This is a genomic window from Psychrobacter sp. JB193, assembly GCF_002285555.1.
In the GTDB taxonomy this organism is placed as follows: Bacteria; Pseudomonadota; Gammaproteobacteria; order Pseudomonadales; family Moraxellaceae; genus Psychrobacter; species Psychrobacter alimentarius.
This window is the reverse complement of sequence record NZ_NRGY01000002.1, coordinates 854,359-872,414: the sequence shown is the minus strand read 5'-3', so window position 1 is coordinate 872,414 and position 18,056 is coordinate 854,359. Positions and strand designations below refer to the sequence as shown.

Below are 18,056 nucleotides of genomic sequence, written 5' to 3'. Positions count from 1 at the left end.
AGTAATCTGGCAATTAATAATTATGGTGATTAACGGTCGATTTCAAGAGATTGACCACGGCAGTTTGGGAACAGCTGGTTTTTATGCCATGCAAGTTGCCCTGAGATGATGGTGGTGTCTACAGAATATCGAAAAGCTTTATGTGCAAAAGGCGTCCAGTTACAGTGCATATAATTACGAGTGTCACTGACCATGACTTTTTCTTTATTTTCTTTGAGTAATACCAAATCAGCCCAATATCCTTCGCGTATATAGCCTCGGTCTTTAATGCGAAACAAGTCTGCCACTTGATGCGATGTCTTGCGTACCATGGTTTCGATGTTCATCTGTTTGTCCTCAACTAACTCCATCAACGCAGGCAAGGCATGTTGTACAAGGGGCAATCCAGCTGGGGCATTGAAGTAACTTTGCTGCTTTTCCTGCCAAGTATGCGGTGCGTGGTCAGTACCAATAATATCCAAACGGTTAGACTCTGAGATCGCTTGAATCAATGCTTGACGGTCCTGTACTGTTTTGATGGCTGGATTACATTTGATGAGATGTCCTAGCATTTCATAATCAGTATCATCAAAACTTAAATGATGCACACAAACTTCAGCGGTAATATACTTTTTATCGAGTGGTAGGTTTTTAAACAGACAAATCTCTTTAGCTGTGGTGATATGTAATACGTGTAGCTGAGTACCATATTTTTCAGCCAGTGCAACCGCCATACTTGAGCTTTCAAAGCAGGCTTGTTTATCACGAATACGGCCATGCATGACGGCAGGAATGTCGGCACCGTATTTTTCTTTATACTGTTGCTCGCGCATTTTGATACGAGGCGTTGATTCACAATGCGTCAACAAAATAGTAGGCACATTCGAAAATAGGCGTTCTAGGGTTTGCGGGTCGTCGACCAGCATATTGCCTGTAGACGCTCCCATAAAAACTTTAACGCCACTAACAAGCTTAGGGTCTAGGTTTTCGACAATATCAATATTATCGGCACTGACACCGAAGTGAAAGGCGTAATTTGCCATGCTATGTGTTGCGGCATTTAACTTCTTTTGCTGTAATGCTTGCAAATCTAGTGTCGCAGGCTGCGTATTGGGCATATCCATATAGCTTGTGATACCACCAATCGCCGCCGCCATCGACTCTGATTTTACAGTGCCTTTTTGCGGTGCCCCTGGATCTCTAAAATGCACTTGATCATCAATCATACCTGGAATGAGCCAGCCACCTTCTGCATCGATATTTTCTGCACGAGAAACACCGGTAATACTAGGCTGTATTTTTTCGATACGACCATTTTCTATCAGTACATCAGCCATTTCCCGAATGCCTTCATTCACAATGACAGCATTGCGGATGATGATTTTTGGAAGGTTGCTAAAATTCATTTTGTAAGGCCTTGTATCCTTGCACCAGCTCGATATTGGCATTTACCACACTTTCTGAAAACTCATTAAGCGATACATCCATAGGTGGAAAGTCACTTAAGTTAGTGGTGGGGTGAATATGACTGATAGCAGGAACATAAAAGTTATCAGGTAAGTCTTGTCCATCCACAACGGCATTGTGTCTCACTGCACTTCTATTACCGACTCTGCAATTGAACAAGACACTATTGAATCCTATAAAGACATGATGTCCAATCTTACAAGGCCCATGAATGATAGAGCGATGAGCAATAGAAGAGTTTTCTCCAATGGTGACAGCGGCCCCAGCTTTGGAGTGAATAACTACTCCATCTTGAATGTTTGAATTAGCACCGATAATAATAGGTTCCATTTCACCTTGTGCATCCACTTCATCAGCGCGGATAACAGCATAAGGCCCAATGAAGACATTGGCATGAATAATAACTTTGCCGCAAATAATAGCCGTTTGATCGACATAGGCCGTTTGATCGATGATAGGAAGGTCGCCGGATGGGTTTTTACGAATCATAAGATATCTTATTGGTATTGGATAAAGGATTGCTTAAGATTGATACTTGTGTCAATTCTAAGCCTAGATAAAAACAACTGGGTCGCAAGGTGTGACAGGCGGGGCCATGTTGCTGAACTGAAAATAAAACAGCATCTCCATCACAATCTAATTTGGCATCGATAAGCTGCTGGTGATAACCAGAGCTTTCTCCTTTGCGCCATAAAGTTTGTCTCGAACGCGACCAGTAGCAGACTCTTTTAGTGGTTAAGGTTTCTATGAGCGTTTCGGCATTGACCCAAGCCAACATTAATACTTCTTTAGTTTGGGCATCTTGTGCAATCGCTGCTATCAAGCCTTGCTCATTCCAAGGAATCTGCTTCATCACCTTATCAAAGCAGTACTTTTGACCTTTTTTGCCATGTTCCATTGCTAAGAAAATAGACGTGCTTGCGTTCACCATTGCCATGAACCTTCTGCAACAGCGTCATGTGCATGCAGGCTTTCTGCATGAATGACTTTGAATTTAAATCCTAAAATATTGGCATAGTCTAAGAATGTATGACGTAACCGCCGTACGGCATCTTCACAGAACATCAAGTTTTGTCCATTTGCCAGTGCAAAAGCTTGTTCATCTACCCGTTTTACCGCTGTTTGCACAGGTGTCGCAAGGGCGTGTTCTGCTTGGTCAATGATTGCGATGAGTGGCAGTTCAGCTAACTCAGTTGAGACCTTAAACCTTAATTGGGCCACGCTACGCTGACTATGCGGGGTTGCAACAATCGCCTCGGTAGTCCCTAACCAATCGATAACTTCTTCTGAATTGGTCAGATCAAATCGTTTCTCTGACAATGCTTTTTGAAACTGCTGCTGAATCAAACTACGTGATAAGGCAGCCGAACAAGGACAAGTAGATGAATACGGGATCTCAACTTGAACCTCAAAGAAAAATTGCTGATCAATGAGCTGGCAGACCAGCTCAAAAGGGTAGCTTTTCCAGCCAGTCAGCGGACTGATCAATGCGGGACGCTCGACATATAGCTGACTTTTTATATGTAGTTTTGCATTGCTAGATAAGCCTTCGTGACTCTTGAGGAAATCTTGCAATGTGTCTTTGAGGTGCGAAAAATTGAGTATTTTTAATTTGACTAATTCTAGTAGGCGAATGTATAGCCTAGACATGTGAATCCCTTTGACAGCAGGGTCATCTAAGCTCACGAAAGCATTGACTTGACTTGGGCAAAGCGTATTTTCTATGTAAATAGGTAAGGCAATATTCTCCATGCCAACCCAGTCTAAACAAGAAGAATGTGGTGCTACATTTAGGTTTTCAGAGATATCAGGAAGATCGTTAATCATTAATATTTAGAACTCAGTTGAATTATTTATTGTTATGTTATAACATTACAAAATATTTGGCAACTATAGTGATGTTTACTGTTTCACCTATACAAATTTCCGTATAGGTAGTGAGGTGCTAGATACATTAGAAGCAATATAAATTTTAGAAGCTAAAAAAAGATTTTGTACGTTCTGGTAGGAGAAAGGAGCGGCGTTAAACATGTGACTTAAGGTTTATAGTTTTAAGCAAATTCATACCGCTAGTGCTGGTTACCAAACTTGGGGTCCTGACCACCTTAGTAAATCCTTACCTTGTTTGTCTCGCACCATTTAAGACAAAAACGCAACCAATCGATATGCTTTTTATTTTTCATAATCTTACGTACCTATATTTTTCAAGTATTTTTTATAACCCTTATATAAATTGATAGAGAAGAGAGAGCCAATGAGTAATTCCTTAGCCATCGAAAAAAAACTGCCTGTGACTGTGTTGTCCGGGTTTTTGGGCGCAGGTAAAACTACGCTACTCAATCATATTTTGAATAATCGTGAAGGTAGACGCATTGCCGTTATCGTAAATGATATGTCTGAGGTAAATATTGACGCAGCATTGGTCAGAGAAGGTGGAGCTGAGTTGTCCAGAACCGATGAAAAACTCGTAGAAATGAGTAATGGCTGTATTTGCTGCACTTTACGAGAAGATTTATTGATAGAAGTGCGACGTCTGGCAGAAGATAATCGTTTTGATCAACTGGTTATCGAATCAACTGGCATTTCTGAACCATTACCTGTTGCGGAAACCTTTACTTTTGAAGATGATGATGGTTTTTCTCTCAGTGAGTTTGCCCGTCTAGACACCATGGTGACCGTCGTTGATGCCTTTAATTTTTTAAAGGACTATAGCTCTTATGACAGTATACAGTCTCGAGGCGAATCATTGGGTGAGGAGGACCAACGCACCGTGGTCGACTTATTGATTGATCAAATCGAATTTTGTGACGTCATTGTGTTGAATAAAATTGATTTGATTTCAGATGCTGAAAAAGAAAGATTGCTGGCAATTATTCACTCGTTAAATCCGCGAGCTAATATTGAAATTTCTCAATTTGGTCAAGTAGATTTAGATAAGTTGTTGAACACAAATTTATTCGATTTTGATGAAGCCTCTGAAGCACCAGGTTGGCTAAAAGAGCTTAGAGGGGAACATACACCTGAAACGGAAGAGTATGGCATCAGTAGTTTTGTTTATCGTGCTAGACGCCCCTTTCATCCGCAGCGGTTTTACGATTTTATTAATACAGAGTGGAAAGGTGTGATTCGATCTAAAGGTTTTTTTTGGCTAGCATCTCATCCCAAACTGGCAGGTTCTTGGTCACAAGCGGGCGCGATGGCTAGACATGGTCTAGCTGGATATTGGTGGGCAACCATTCCTGAAGAGCAATGGCCACAAGATCAGCAAAACCGTGACATCATAGAAAGTAATTGGGACACGAGTACAGGCGATGCGCGTCAAGAGATTGTGCTAATAGGCATGGAGATGGATGAGTCAAATCTTATTGATAAGTTCAATAATTGCTTGCTTAATGATGAAGAAATGGCAGAAGGTCCTGAACATTGAAAATTGATGGATAATCCATTTATAGAGTGGACTGACTTAATAGCTTAATTTTTTAAGTCTTCGTAGTATTTAGACATGTTTAAGCAAGTCATGGACATGTTGTTGCCACCATTGAAAATGTATTTGAAATCCGTTCCTGATTTTTTTAGATGCTCATAAAACAAGACATAAGCTTATCGGCTTATGTCTTTTACACATTTAATAATCAATGAAGTATGGTAATAGATCTTTTGCATGAGTCAGCGCTAGCCGTTGAAGTTCCGTTATTTAAAGTCAATACAACAGTACTTTCGCAAGAGATATAGTTATTATTGGTTTTTAATTGTCGTGTTTGAGGTCTGGATTTTACTTACGGAAAAATTTTATTTATAACCAAAGTGTTGGCATGGCAGTCAGATTTTTGCGCCCTTGATGGGTTTAAAGAGCCTATTAATTACTGCCTAATGAGTGACATGGATTTAGAGTTAAATACGTAAATTTACATTAATCGAACTTCGGGGCGGGGCGAAATTCCCCACCGGCGGTATTTTTTCTTGGGTGATATCATCCAGCTAAACAGCCCGCGAGCGCCTTGTTCCTTGTGAACAAGGGTCAGCAGATCTGGTGAGATGCCAGAGCCGACGGTTACAGTCCGGATGATAGAAGATCGACCAAGCTTTTGATGCTCCTAGTAATAGGAGCTTTATATGTGCTTTTTTAAACGTGGAGCTTGGTACTATTTATTCTCATCACCCCTGTTCATCTTATTGATTGGAGAAAATCAAGATGGCAGGAACATTTTTTATCATGATCGCGTGTTTTATGTGGGCATTGGATACCTTAATCCGCTACCCGTTGTTAAGCTCCGGTTATTCAACCTTGCAAATCGTTCTTATCGAACACATTACGCTGGTATTATTTGTCAGCCCCATGTTGTGGCGTTACCGCCATGTTTATCGTCATATGTCTATCAGCGGATTTTCAAGTTTGTTTTTTATTGGCGGCATTGGCTCGGCTATAGGTACCTTAGCGTTTACCGAAGCGTTCCATTACTTGAATCCTACTATCGTTATTTTACTGCAAAAGCTTCAGCCTATCGTTGCTATTTTACTGGCCTATTGGTTACTGAAAGAGCATATTGAAGGGCATTTTTTACAATGGGCGGCGGTCATTTTACTGGGCAGCTTTGTGATGATGTGGCCAGATTTACGCGCGTTAGGCAACGCTCAATGGCACTATTCAAGCGATACGATAAGTCTGTTCAAAGGCTACGGTTACACGCTAATTGCGGTGATCGCATGGGGCGCTACCACTGTATGCGGTAAGTATTTGTCCCATCAGCATATACCGGCGAATGCCATCATGTCGGGTCGATTTTTTGCTGGGCTGTTAGTGCTCTTACCCATAGCATTGGCGCATTCAGATGAATTATCCATGATGACATCGATAGATTTGAGTCTTATTGTCGTCATGGCCTTACTAAGTGGCTTTATTGGTATGTGGTTTTACTACCAAGGCTTGAAAACGATCCCCGCACAACTAGCTACCTTGGCCGAGTTGTCTTTCCCCGCCTTCGCAGCCCTGATCAACTGGGTCTTCCTCGACATGGGGCTGACGGGCTACCAAATCATTGGTGGCATGATGCTGATACTCGGCAATATCGGCCTGCGCATGAAAAACCCAAGAAGAAATGACTTAAGCCCTGTGATGCAATAAAAACTGCGACATATGAGCCACGTACAGCACAAAAAACTAGGTTGACTGATTTTTTTGTGCTGTTTAGCTATGCTAAACAAACCGTAGAGGTATACTTGGTAAACTAACGATTCGATGAGAGGTTTATTATGATTAAGAGAATCATGATTTATAGTTACAAATCAATAAAATAAATATATACGAGAGAAAATAATCCTAGGCACTTTCTTCAGCCTACTTTGACGTGATTTTATTTGCAACCGTGCATATGCAGTCCCTGGATTGCTATAATCTAGTGTTATAACCCTTGTAAATATCTGATTAACTGTCATAAAATAGCGTTCTTTGTGTTTATGTTAGAATATTTTGCTAGAAAACATCTGTTCTCTCTATGAATGTTACCTGTGTAAAAATATCTGGTGACAGATGATAATCCCATGCTTATTAAGTGGCGAACGCTCACTCTACGACACTCATCACCAGTAACGTTATGGTTTGGCATGCTGCTTGCGTGCTTTGCCTGGATCATGCATGTCTCAATGTTGCTGACGCCTCTATGGGATGATAATGCCCATTTAGGTCACGGCATTTGTATTCAGCTTGCACCTGTTGTATCAACCGCTAAGCAGTATGAGCAAATACAGGCTGATATTACTTATACCGCACACAATATGCCTGATGATAGCGCAGCTTATCATCTGCACCATCATACCGTTTCGAATTCCTTATCATCGACTTCAACAGTAAATACCCACACAGAACTGTCGTCAAAACAATTACATAGCAAGCATCACGCTGAAAGCTCTGATCCAGATACTGTAAAACATTCTAGCTGTGATATTTGTCTTTCTATGACGGCGGTGCTTACACCAAAAGTGTTTGCACACACTGACTCTGCTTTGTTTGAGTTGCCCGCCGTATTAGTCGCGTTTTTATATCACTCAACCACTCACTATCCTAGTCATTTTCTACGGCCTCTCACCCGCGCTCCCCCTCAAGTCATATTTCAATAACCTTAAACATTCATAGTTCAATACTTTATTGGTGCATTGATAACTTGCTATCAATCAATAAGCTTACTTATTGCTTTGATTGATTGGCTTGTACTCGTTTGCCCAAAATATTGAGCTTGAAATGCTATTTATTTATATCAGTACCATTCAGTAAGCATCTCATCTAAGCTCGTAAGTGGCTTGGATTGTATGTTGTTGCAAAAAACTGAATAACTGATTCAATTATGTTTTAGGAGTCATGTTTATGACTATGGCATTGTTAACAGCAGCGTTGTTAATGGGATTTTTTGGTTCACCGCATTGTTTGGGTATGTGTGGTGGGATTGTCGCAGCATTTGGGCTGTCTATGAAAGACGTTAGCCCAGCAAAAAAGCGCGGTCTTATAGCCACTTATCATTTAGGTCGATTACTCAGTTATGCGATATTAGGATTGGTCGCTGGTCTGATTGGTACGGCTGTATTAGCCCCACTGATGGTTGGTAATAGTACGCCTCGCATCTTACTGGGGCTGGTTTTGGTGTTTGTAGGACTGACGATGCTCGGCTTACCTTTTTTGAACAAGCTTGAGCGACTTGGTATGCGCTTATGGCAAGCACTAGCACCGCTACGCACAAAAGTGTTTCCCTTAAATACGGTTCCTCGCGCACTAGCAGCGGGTTTGCTCTGGGGCTTTTTACCATGCGGTCTTGTATATGGTGCATTACTCATTGCCGTTATAGGTCATGATCCCCTAACAGGCGCTGTTTTGATGTTTGCTTTCGGGCTTGGGACTATTCCTATGCTGGTTGCTACTCATGAAACAGTCAATTGGGTACGCCATCATATTGGGCGTCTACGTCTACGGCAATTGAATGGTGCGATTATGATGATATCGGGATTGGCCGTTGTCGCTGTACCAATGGTCATGGCAAATATGCATGGACATATGGATCATGGGCAAATGAATCATGAACAAATGAATCACGAGCAAATGAATCACGAGCAAATGAATCACGAGCAAATGAATCACGAGCAAATGAATCACGACCACTGAAAACTAAATAGTCTGACTCTGCTTCTAGCGCTTGTCATCATTTAGATAGCGAGACTTAAAATGATGCGTGTCGCTTTAAAAGCAGAGCCATATAGCCAATTATTATTTAAGGATCTACTAATGAGTAGACAAAGTCAGAAACCAAAAAATTCTCAGCATTACTTTACTGTATGGCGTTGGCATTTTTATTCAGGGATTTTTATTGCCCCTTTTTTAATCATTCTTGCTTGTTCTGCGCTCGGCATGCTATTGATGTCGAATACGACGGGCCGAGATTACGATCGTTTGACCATTACCCCACAAACCACGGTACAAGCGCCTGTTTCCACTCAAGCCAAAGCGGCGCTTGAAAGCACGCCTGGTAGTACACTTGTCAAATACATCGCGCCACGAGAGCCTGATACCGTTGCGCTGTTTCAAGTAAGATCAGACAGTCAAGATAATATGGTGGCTATTGATCCTTATACGGCAGACATCGTCAAAAGCATTCCGACGCAAAGTAATTTATATCACACTTTTGATGCCATTCATGGAGAACTGCTTTTAGGAACGGTCGGGGATTATATCCAAGAAACCACGGCGGCGTTGACCATTCTAATGATCCTAACGGGTTGGTATTTGTGGTGGCAAAAACGCAAATCGGTCAAAGCCATGCTAGTCCCTGATGGGGATACGAGCTTGAAACAAAAACGCTCGTTCTTTCGTACGATTCACGCCACATTAGGAAGTTGGATATCGATTGTCTTACTGTTTTTTTGTATTTCTGGTATGGCATGGGCAGGTATTTGGGGTGGCAAAGTGGTACAGGCATGGAGTCAATTTCCTGCGGGCAAATGGGGCGTAGCTCCTGTACCTATTTCAATCAATCCCGATGATCCTCATGCGGGTATGGACATGAGCGAAGCAACCCCTCATGTTCATGGCTCAAGCAGCACGCCAACACATGGTAGCGTCTTAAATACAGGGAAAACTAAGGAAGTGCCTTGGGTACTTGAGCTAACACCCATGCCAATTTCTGGCACGACCAAAGGTAAGGATGGTATTGCACCCAATATACCTATTAACGTAGATACGGTAAATCAGTATGCACATGAGATAGGGTTTGTAGGCCGTTACCACATGAATGTACCGCAAGATAGTACAGGCGTTTGGACACTCAGCCAAGATTCCATGAGCTATGATATGCACAGTCCCACAGCTGACCGTACTGTACATATCGACCGTTACTCGGGTAAAGTATTGGCAGATATTCGCTATGATGACTACAACGCGTTTGGGAAGTTTATGGCAGCAGGTATTGCCCTACATATGGGAACGCTTGGGTGGTGGAGCATACTCGCTAACGTACTGTTTTGCCTAGCAGTCATCGGTATCTGCATCAGTGGTTATGTGATGTGGTGGCAACGTAGGCCTAATACTCAGGAGGTTATCGGGTTAAACCCACCAGCACGCGGTATTAAGAGATCGATACCAACATGGTTAGCGATTATTCTTATTGTCGTAGCAATAATCTTTCCCACAGCAATCATCGCCATCATCGTTATAGCGTTGTTAGATTTTTTGGTTATTTCGCGTTTTTCTGTTTTAGAGAAATTATTGAAATAAAGTTTTATCGAAAGTAAAGTTATAATAATTGCGATAGTTTAAACTATCGCAATTATTATAATAGCTTTGATTTTATAAGAAGTGTATTAAATAAAATAACTATCTATATGAATACTTAGCAGACTGTCATTACCATCAAATCTGTAAGATGAAACTTAGGGAGTCAAGTCCATAAATATTAACTTGGAAGACTATCGTTTTGAAAAAATTCTGATTTGCTGTTTACTTCCATCCAAATATGAAAATATCAAAAAAATGTTAATTAATTAATAGACTACTTAAAATATTCTATTGTAAAAAAAACCGCTCATATTAGATCATTGAGTTGATCGTATTCATTACAGCTTATTCGAATACTTTATTTCTGTCATAACAGACTTGATCAATATAATTTTTATGATAAGACCAACTCATAACTCGTACTACGTCCTGATGCTACAGATTTTTGCATCATATCCTTCTCTATCAAATCATTAATATCTCGTAGTGCCATGTCTATAGAACACTTAGTCATGGTCGCCCATTTTTTAGTAGTGAGCTTGCCATACAAATTAGTCAGCAAAGTATTTAGCATTTTTACTTGCCTATCATTCAAAGCGTGCTGTCGATGCGTTTGCCAAAAGCCTGACTTACTAATAGTTTTATCCGTGGTTTCTTGAGCAGCAATGAGTGCTTGCTCTAATGTTTGTAAAAACCAGACCAACCAATCCGAGATATCAGTATCACCCTTTTGCGTGCGCTCTAGTATTTTATAATAATCATTACGCTGTTTAAGAATTTGCGCTGACATACTATAAAAGCGCTGGGCACTGTTATCGTTTTTTGCCAGCATTCGTTCTGTGATTGCTCGTGTTAGTCGTCCATTTCCATCATCAAATGGATGCAAAGTCACAAACCATAAATGAGCAATACCTGCTTTAATGACTAAATCTATAGCATCTTGCTCATTTGACGAAGTATTAAACCACAATAAGAATCTGTCTAACTCATCTGGCAACCTATCCGCACTCGGGGCAACAAAATGAACCCGCTCGCGACCATACCCACCAGACACTACTTGCATTGGCCCTTTACTATCATCACGGACGCTACCTGCTTCAATGCGATAAAGCCCACTATATCCATTTGGAAATAATGCGCGATGCCATCCGAGTAAGTCATCTAATAATAGTGGCTGTTGATAATGATAGGTGGCCCTTAGCATCATCTCTACCACGGCATCGATTTCACGAGTAGTGGTTGGCATACTGGCATTATCTAACCCTAAATGCCGCGCAACTGAGGAACGAACTTGCTCATTATTTAGCGTCTCACCTTCTATTTCAGAAGTTTTGACAATCTCTAAAGTCACCGCATCTAATTGCGCCTCAACATTTAACTCAAACCCTAGCGTTAGCAGTTTTCCTAATAAACGGCCTTGTAAAATTCGTACACGACTAACCAATGGCAATAGTGCTTTGTCCGACCATTGCCACTCAATCCAATTTGAATGCTCATGAATATAAGTAATAGAAACAATACCTAGAAATTTTAAAACCAGAAAATCGGCTTTAACAATCGAAACATTAAAGATAGATTTTTAATAAAATTACGCGGCTTTTTGCTCTAAGCAGTGATTGAGTGGAGGTAAAAACACTATAAAAATATAGTGCCCAAATACGAGTTAAATTTTATTCTATTACAATTTACATCACGATTATTTAATCTTATAATGCCTATAGGCCATAAATATCAATGTATGTAAGATATTGTCATAATATGTACTTTGGTTGAGCGACTTTGACATGGTAGAGGTCAGCAGTTCGAGTCTGCTTATGCCTACCAAATTTAGAAAGCCCCAGTTTAACGACTGGGGCTTTTTTTTGTCCGTAAAATATGGGCTGTAGCGGAAAACCTGTTCTTGCATCAACTCATAGTGATGATTATTCAGTCAGCTCTAAGTCATTTAAAAAAGCGACGGTGACTAAATGGTGACCAAAACGTGACTAGCCCTTCAAAACACTCTAAATTAAAACTCTTTTTTGACCGCTACTGCAAAATTCCACCTATTACAGATAGTAAACTACAGGTATTTTATTGATTTGGAAATTACATTTAGTAATTCTATTTTAGAACGTATATCAATGGGAAACTATCGCATTTGTTGTGGCTTTATAAAAAATAATGGCAACTTCCACACCACGTTTACGATGAATATACCTGATGTGGTACTATTCTTTAATCAACTTGGCAACGCATTACAACTAAAATTTTTATATTAATCAAGGTCATAAATCACGACCAGATCATGATCGTTACTAGAGTAATAAAATTTGCGTCGATAAATAGGGCTAAGAAATGACATCATACTTAAATAATAAAATAGCCACTATCGAGCAAATGAGTAAACCAAGAAAGATGTAAAAGAACAAGCCATCATTTGCCAACTTTTTTTCAACTTCCGAATATCCTAAAGTATCAAACGTAATGTGATCAAAATCCTCATCTATGTTGGAATAATTTACTATCTTGACACATTCTATAAAATGTTCTACAAACCAATTTGGCCAAGTTTCTGGTTTAAATGGCGAAATATCGCTCAACTGAGTATGATTTGAAATCTTTTCCCAGTTACTATCGTTTAGATAAAGGCTATGCATGCGCCAATCTAAAAAGCTGTAACCACCTACCTTTTCAGCAAAAATGACGTCTACCTCTTTATGATTAACGTCTTGGAAAATTCTTTGCATAAGGGAGAATACAATGCCCTTTGAACCTTCTAGGCACTGTAAAAAGCTTTCTTCGTTATTACACAAAAAGCCTCTAATGTTATTGCCTCTATTAAAGCCCTCCGAGTGAGTCTGTATATGCTTAAACACAGACATCTTATTGGTATTTACCTTACTGATATATATCAATCTTATGAGAGCGTCTGAAGGAGTATCGCTCATACAACCTTCTAGCATTTTATGATTTATTATGTTCATTCTTACTTTCACTTTCCTAAACAATCTTGTGTTTCTAATTAATATAGTATTTGTTATTTTACATGTTTTCTAAGTATATGTTCAGGCTGAGAGTATGAAAAATAACGCTTTACGTCCATAATTACAGTTATACCAATATTGTATATCCGAGTGAGTTGTAAAAAACAAATCAATGATAACGTCGAGCAAGTACTGACTCCTGCTGTCAAATCCGTACAATTAACTTTGGGAGATGTTAATTACGTAGTCTGACGATAAAAATCGAGCCCCATTTATTACGGTGTCTTCAGCATAGCTCAGACTGACATACTCTTAAAAGCCAATACCTATCTTGTGAGTAGCTAGATGTCAACAAAAAACCACCTTGATAGGTGGTTTTTTGCTACTGATTTTTGTTCAGACGTGGTACAACTAGTTTTTAGACAGCCCTATTTAAAAAACTTGCTTGCAAAGCCAAATTTACAGCTGAATATCCTTAAAAAATCATATGAGCACATAATGCAATAATCGGTAATGAAATAACGGTTCTTAATAGAAAAATGACTAACAACTGAACAAAGCTAACGGGGATTTTTGTTCCTAAAATCAATCCGCCGACTTCCGACATATAGATCAATTGAGAGACTGACAAGCAAGCGATGACAAACCTCGTTAACTCTGATTCTATGGAAGAGCCGATGATAGCGGGTAAAAACATATCTGCAAAACCTACCATGATCGTTTTTGACATCTCTGCTGCAAACGGGATATTCAATAACTCTAAGAATGGAATAAATGGCATACCCAAATAATCAAATACGGGCGTTTTTTCTGCCACAATCAACCCTAACGTCCCGATTGCCATGACGATCGGTAGTATCCCTATCCACATATCCAAGATATTTTTTAACCCATCGTTTAAAAAGGTCAAAAAACTGGGGCTCTTGTCCGCTTTTTGAACGGCTTTATGTAAGCCATAGTTGAATAGCGTTTTGCCTTCGGGAATGGCTTCACAATCTACTTCATCGTTCTTTGTTATATACGTATCTTCAATTTTAGACAAAGGGAATAACTTTGGTACGATGAGCGCACAAACGATGCCGCACAACGCAACCACGCCAATCATATTGATAAAGTAACTTTCTAACTTAACCTGAGAAATCACCACCAAACAAAAGGTAACCGAAACGGCTGAAAAGCTTGTCGCAATAACTGCCGCTTCTCTTTTTGTATAAAACCCACTTTGTAATTGTTTATCTGTTAATAACACGCCAATTGTGCCGTCACCTAACCATGATGCCAAACAATCGACAGAGGATCTGCCTGGTAAACCAAACACCGGTCTCATGACTTTGGTGCATAAAACGCCAACAAATTCTAATAAGCCAAAATCAAGTAATAACGGCAGTAATAATCCTGCTAAGAAAAAAACGATAAAAAGTATGGGCATGAGCTCATACAATAATAGACCGCCAATACTGTCTGAATATATTGCCTCAAATCCAAATTTAAAATAGGTCACAACAACAAAAAATGCACCAAGCATTCTAAGAATTAGCCAAGATGTTTTGACGTTCAGTAAATTATTCAAAAATTGATTGTTTAAAATCCATGCAGGTTTCATGATTTTGGTATACAAACTGCCAATCACCGTAATCATAATTGAGATGACAACGAGCAATGGTAAAAAGTCGCTCATATAACCTTGTATATAATCCTTTAGCACAGCGATAGGAATGGTAAATCCGTCTGAGTAGCTGACAAACTTACCATCCACATAGGGAATAGGAAATACAAAGACGATCAACCCTATCATAGAGGGTATGAAGAATTTTAAAAATTGTTTGATGTTGATACTGTTACTGCTGACATCCTGATCTGAAGCACTGGCTTTAATAATATCCATATTATTGTTACCTTTCGTCCCTTTTTAACCAACCTAAATAATCTTATATAATGATTTTTTAGATTGGATTCTTTAACTTATTTTAAAAATTTAGGTTAGTAATTATTCAAAAGCGAATGCGTAACTTCCTCTAAAATCTTAAATATTCTCGTTGAGTCGTCTTTTGAGTTATTGTACAAGGGATTGATTTCTGCCATTTCCCAACAGCATACTTTTTCATTCTTAATCAACTCTATATTGAGCTGCATAGCTTGCTCATAAGACAGACCATTCATGGCAGGTGTGCCTGTTCCTGGGACGTATAAAGGATCAACACTATCCACATCAAACGACACATAAATATGATCACAGTATTCTAGTTTTTTGAAGATTTCTGCTACTGTGGCGCTAATGCCTTTTTTCGTTATTTCAGCCACGCTATATAAAGGAATTTTGTGTCTTTTGATTAACTCCATCTCTTCTTCTTGGTAATCTCTAACCGCACAAAACACCACGTTTTCTGGCTTGATTGATGGCTCGTTGGACGCCATAAACTTCAATCGCTCCCAATATTCTTTTTCTGCGTCAGAAATATCATGACGTTTGCATTCTAGATTATCAATCGCACACGCCATGGCCAAAGGCATGCCATGCATGTTGCCTGATCCACTGGTATACGGAGAGTGAAAATCAGCATGGGCGTCTATATACACCACACCGATCTCAGCATCAGGATGCGCCATTTTTAGGCCATGCATCGTACCTGCGCAGCTAGAATGATCGCCTGCAATGACAATCGGAAATTGATTCACTTCTCTTATCTCTTTTATTTTGTGTGCCAATTTAGAAATAACAGGCTCAATCACATCAGCATATTTTGCATGTTTAAATGGCGATTCTTCTTCATGAATATAGTCATTTTTGATACTGTCAAGTTGCAGTTTTTCATAATACTCTGCGTTGAGCTCTTTTGATGAGGCGCGCAATGCATCAATGCCTAGAGACGCGCCTTTTTTGTATCCTGCGACATCTGAATACACTTCTACTATTCGCACATTTTTCATTAAATCATTCATTATTTTGTCTCCATTAAATAAAACAATTTTTTCATCATTTAAATTTATTTTTACTAACTACTTGGCTATAGTCAGTCCCACATAAAAAAGATATATCCCACTATCACGCGCGACTGAAACAAATTTTTCTGGCTTACTGTGCCTTCGCAGACAGAGGCGGCGCAAAATTTATCTCAGCAGCGCTATATTTTTTTGTAGTGGATCAAACACTTTATAACGGCTCAAACATACAGCTCTCACTTACGCCATAGACTCAGCTTCATTCGTTGCTACGCTACGATCTTTGCTATGCGCTTTCACGACCGAGTAGAGGTTTTTAGGATCTTGTTGATGAGGGATCAAATCAAGTAACTCATAGGCGTCCTGTTTTTTGATCAAATCACGCAAAAAGACTAGAGCCGTAAAATCTTCTGAAGCAAAACCAACACCATCAAATACCACTAAGTTGTTTTCGTTGGTGCGTATATTTTTCTCACCGTTTACGATGCGGTGAAACTCGGTCACAGGAAAGTCTTGAGAAAGCTGCTGAATATCGCCTTCAATACGGGTTTGTGGTTCGAACTCTACAATGACATGATCAGCTCTTAGTAAAATGTTGGCATCAAGCTCCGTTTTGCCAGGGCAATCGCCACCGATGGCATTGAGATAGACGCCTTTTTTGACCATATCATCACGCAAGATAGTGGCGTTTTTCTTATCTGCCGTACAGGTCGTGATAATATCTGCGCCTTCAACCGCTTCTTCTACACTTTTGCAAATAGTAATATCTAGGCCTGAATCGGCAAGGTTATGCGCGACTTTTTCAGACGCAGCTGGGTCGACATCATATAAACGCACTTTTGAGATACCAATCACTGCCTTCATACCCATCGCCTGAAACTCTCCTTGCGCACCATTACCAATGAGTGCCAACGTTTTAGCATTTTTAGGCGCACAGTGTTTGGCAACCAGTGCCGAGGTCGCCGCTGTGCGCAGTGCGGTTAAAATACACATTTCTGTCAATAAAATCGGATAGCCTGTATCGACATCAGACAACACGCCAAACGCCGCTACCGTCTGCAAATCACGCTTGGTGTTGATGGGGTGACCATTGACATACTTACACGCAAACATGTCACCATCGCTGACAGGCATGAGCTCTATGACACCATCTTTGGAATGAGAAGCAAAACGACTGGATTTTTCAAATTGCTCCCAGCGAGAAAAATCTTGCTCTAACGCATCTACCAATTCTGTTATGGTCTGTTCTATACCATGATTGCTAATCATTTTAGCCATCGCCTGTACGCTAACAAATGGCACACCCTGCTTCTGTGATACGATAAATTTAGACATTAGTTTTGCTCCATTCCATGAATATTATTTGTCAAACCGACAATTAATATGCTACCAACTATAAATGTCAGTTAAAATGTCAATAATTTATTAAATATTGATGTATTTTTGACATATTGATAAGTGCTACTTAGCATAATGTCAAAACTTGATGAAGGAAGCATTTTTATGGCGTACTATACTTATGACTCTTTAGATAGCGAACTGATATCTGAACTGCGACAAGATGGCCGCGCAACCATCTCAGATCTAGCCAAAAAACTCAAAGTCTCGCGTGCTACTGTCCAAAACAGATTGGACAGACTAATCCATAACGGCGCGATTTTAGGATTTACGATTCGAGTGCATGAGGCGCTAGATAAAGAGACCGTCAAAGCGATGATGATGATTGAAGTAACAGGCAAATCTACGTCACAAGTAATTAGAAAGCTGCGCGGTATCCCGCAATTGATTAAGTTACATACCACCAATGGCGCGTGGGACTTGGTGGCAGAGATACACACGACAAGTTTGAGAGAATTTGATGAAGTGCTGCGTCAAGTAAGAGAGATTGACGGCATTTTGAATAGCGAAACGAGTGTTCTACTGTCGAGTTTATGATGTGGCTGTATACAGAA

At 39.9% G+C, this 18,056-nt stretch carries 15 protein-coding genes and 1 riboswitch; of the genes, 6 read left to right on the top strand and 9 right to left on the bottom strand.

Translation table 11 applies throughout. The features are described 5' to 3' along the window. Positions 1–29 precede the first annotated feature (29 nt). The 4 genes from CIK80_RS11750 to folE2 are packed head-to-tail and all read right to left on the bottom strand — an operon-like array spanning position 30 to position 3,273. On the bottom strand, positions 30–1,385 hold the full coding sequence (locus tag CIK80_RS11750) for a dihydroorotase (RefSeq protein ID WP_095570154.1): 1,356 nt from the start codon (positions 1,383–1,385) through the stop codon (positions 30–32). After that, positions 1,375–1,935: a carbonate dehydratase gene (locus tag CIK80_RS11745; RefSeq protein WP_095570153.1), complete on the bottom strand. Its 561-nt coding sequence runs from the start codon at positions 1,933–1,935 to the stop codon at positions 1,375–1,377. The genes CIK80_RS11750 and CIK80_RS11745 overlap by 11 nt, the downstream gene beginning before the upstream one ends. Continuing rightward, positions 1,925–2,383, bottom strand: coding sequence for a phosphoribosyl-AMP cyclohydrolase (gene hisI, locus CIK80_RS11740; RefSeq protein WP_179288379.1), 459 nt, complete (start codon positions 2,381–2,383; stop codon positions 1,925–1,927). Before hisI ends, CIK80_RS11745 begins: the two co-directional genes overlap by 11 nt. After that, a complete protein-coding gene (folE2, locus tag CIK80_RS11735) occupies positions 2,371–3,273 on the bottom strand; it encodes a GTP cyclohydrolase FolE2 (protein WP_095570151.1) in 903 nt (300 codons plus the stop codon). Before folE2 ends, hisI begins: the two co-directional genes overlap by 13 nt. Before the next feature lie 427 nt (positions 3,274–3,700). Here folE2 and zigA point away from each other — a divergent pair, with 427 nt between their 5' ends. The 5 genes from zigA to CIK80_RS11710 all read left to right on the top strand — a co-directional run bounded on the left by zigA (position 3,701) and on the right by CIK80_RS11710 (position 10,198). Beyond that, complete coding sequence (gene zigA / locus CIK80_RS11730; protein WP_095570150.1) at positions 3,701–4,873, top strand: zinc metallochaperone GTPase ZigA; 1,173 nt, start codon at positions 3,701–3,703, stop codon at positions 4,871–4,873. A gap of 486 nt (positions 4,874–5,359) precedes the next feature. Continuing rightward, positions 5,360–5,524: riboswitch (FMN riboswitch) on the top strand. A gap of 114 nt (positions 5,525–5,638) precedes the next feature. Next, on the top strand, positions 5,639–6,568 hold the full coding sequence (locus CIK80_RS11725; protein WP_095570149.1) for a DMT family transporter: 930 nt from the start codon (positions 5,639–5,641) through the stop codon (positions 6,566–6,568). Between the two features lie 416 nt (positions 6,569–6,984). Next, positions 6,985–7,560 (top strand): hypothetical protein, encoded by a 576-nt coding sequence (locus CIK80_RS11720; protein ID WP_143516795.1) that lies wholly within the window; start codon positions 6,985–6,987, stop codon positions 7,558–7,560. 244 nt (positions 7,561–7,804) lie between these two features. Continuing rightward, positions 7,805–8,593, top strand: coding sequence for a sulfite exporter TauE/SafE family protein (locus CIK80_RS11715; RefSeq protein ID WP_095570147.1), 789 nt, complete (start codon positions 7,805–7,807; stop codon positions 8,591–8,593). A 120-nt stretch (positions 8,594–8,713) separates the two neighbouring features. Further along, positions 8,714–10,198 carry a PepSY domain-containing protein gene (locus CIK80_RS11710; protein WP_095570146.1) on the top strand — a complete coding sequence of 495 codons (1,485 nt, stop codon included), beginning with the start codon at positions 8,714–8,716 and terminating at the stop codon, positions 10,196–10,198. 394 nt (positions 10,199–10,592) lie between these two features. On the opposite strand, the gene CIK80_RS11705 is transcribed toward CIK80_RS11710, so the two are convergent. The 5 genes from CIK80_RS11705 to CIK80_RS11685 all read right to left on the bottom strand — a co-directional run bounded on the left by CIK80_RS11705 (position 10,593) and on the right by CIK80_RS11685 (position 17,439). After that, positions 10,593–11,699 (bottom strand): Fic family protein, encoded by a 1,107-nt coding sequence (locus CIK80_RS11705; RefSeq protein ID WP_257011779.1) that lies wholly within the window; start codon positions 11,697–11,699, stop codon positions 10,593–10,595. 829 nt (positions 11,700–12,528) lie between these two features. Beyond that, positions 12,529–13,128 carry a BLUF domain-containing protein gene (locus tag CIK80_RS11700; RefSeq protein WP_179288378.1) on the bottom strand — a complete coding sequence of 200 codons (600 nt, stop codon included), beginning with the start codon at positions 13,126–13,128 and terminating at the stop codon, positions 12,529–12,531. Positions 13,129–13,639: 511 nt separating this feature from the next. Beyond that, entirely contained in the window at positions 13,640–15,049 is a 1,410-nt protein-coding gene (locus tag CIK80_RS11695; RefSeq protein ID WP_095570143.1) for a YjiH family protein, read from the bottom strand. A gap of 95 nt (positions 15,050–15,144) precedes the next feature. Continuing rightward, positions 15,145–16,104 carry an arginase gene (locus tag CIK80_RS11690; RefSeq protein WP_095570142.1) on the bottom strand — a complete coding sequence of 320 codons (960 nt, stop codon included), beginning with the start codon at positions 16,102–16,104 and terminating at the stop codon, positions 15,145–15,147. A 240-nt stretch (positions 16,105–16,344) separates the two neighbouring features. Continuing rightward, positions 16,345–17,439 carry an ornithine cyclodeaminase gene (locus tag CIK80_RS11685; RefSeq protein WP_095570141.1) on the bottom strand — a complete coding sequence of 365 codons (1,095 nt, stop codon included), beginning with the start codon at positions 17,437–17,439 and terminating at the stop codon, positions 16,345–16,347. A gap of 168 nt (positions 17,440–17,607) precedes the next feature. Between CIK80_RS11685 and CIK80_RS11680 the strand changes: the two genes are divergently transcribed. Continuing rightward, positions 17,608–18,039 (top strand): Lrp/AsnC family transcriptional regulator, encoded by a 432-nt coding sequence (locus CIK80_RS11680; protein WP_062845146.1) that lies wholly within the window; start codon positions 17,608–17,610, stop codon positions 18,037–18,039. Positions 18,040–18,056: the final 17 nt, after the last annotated feature.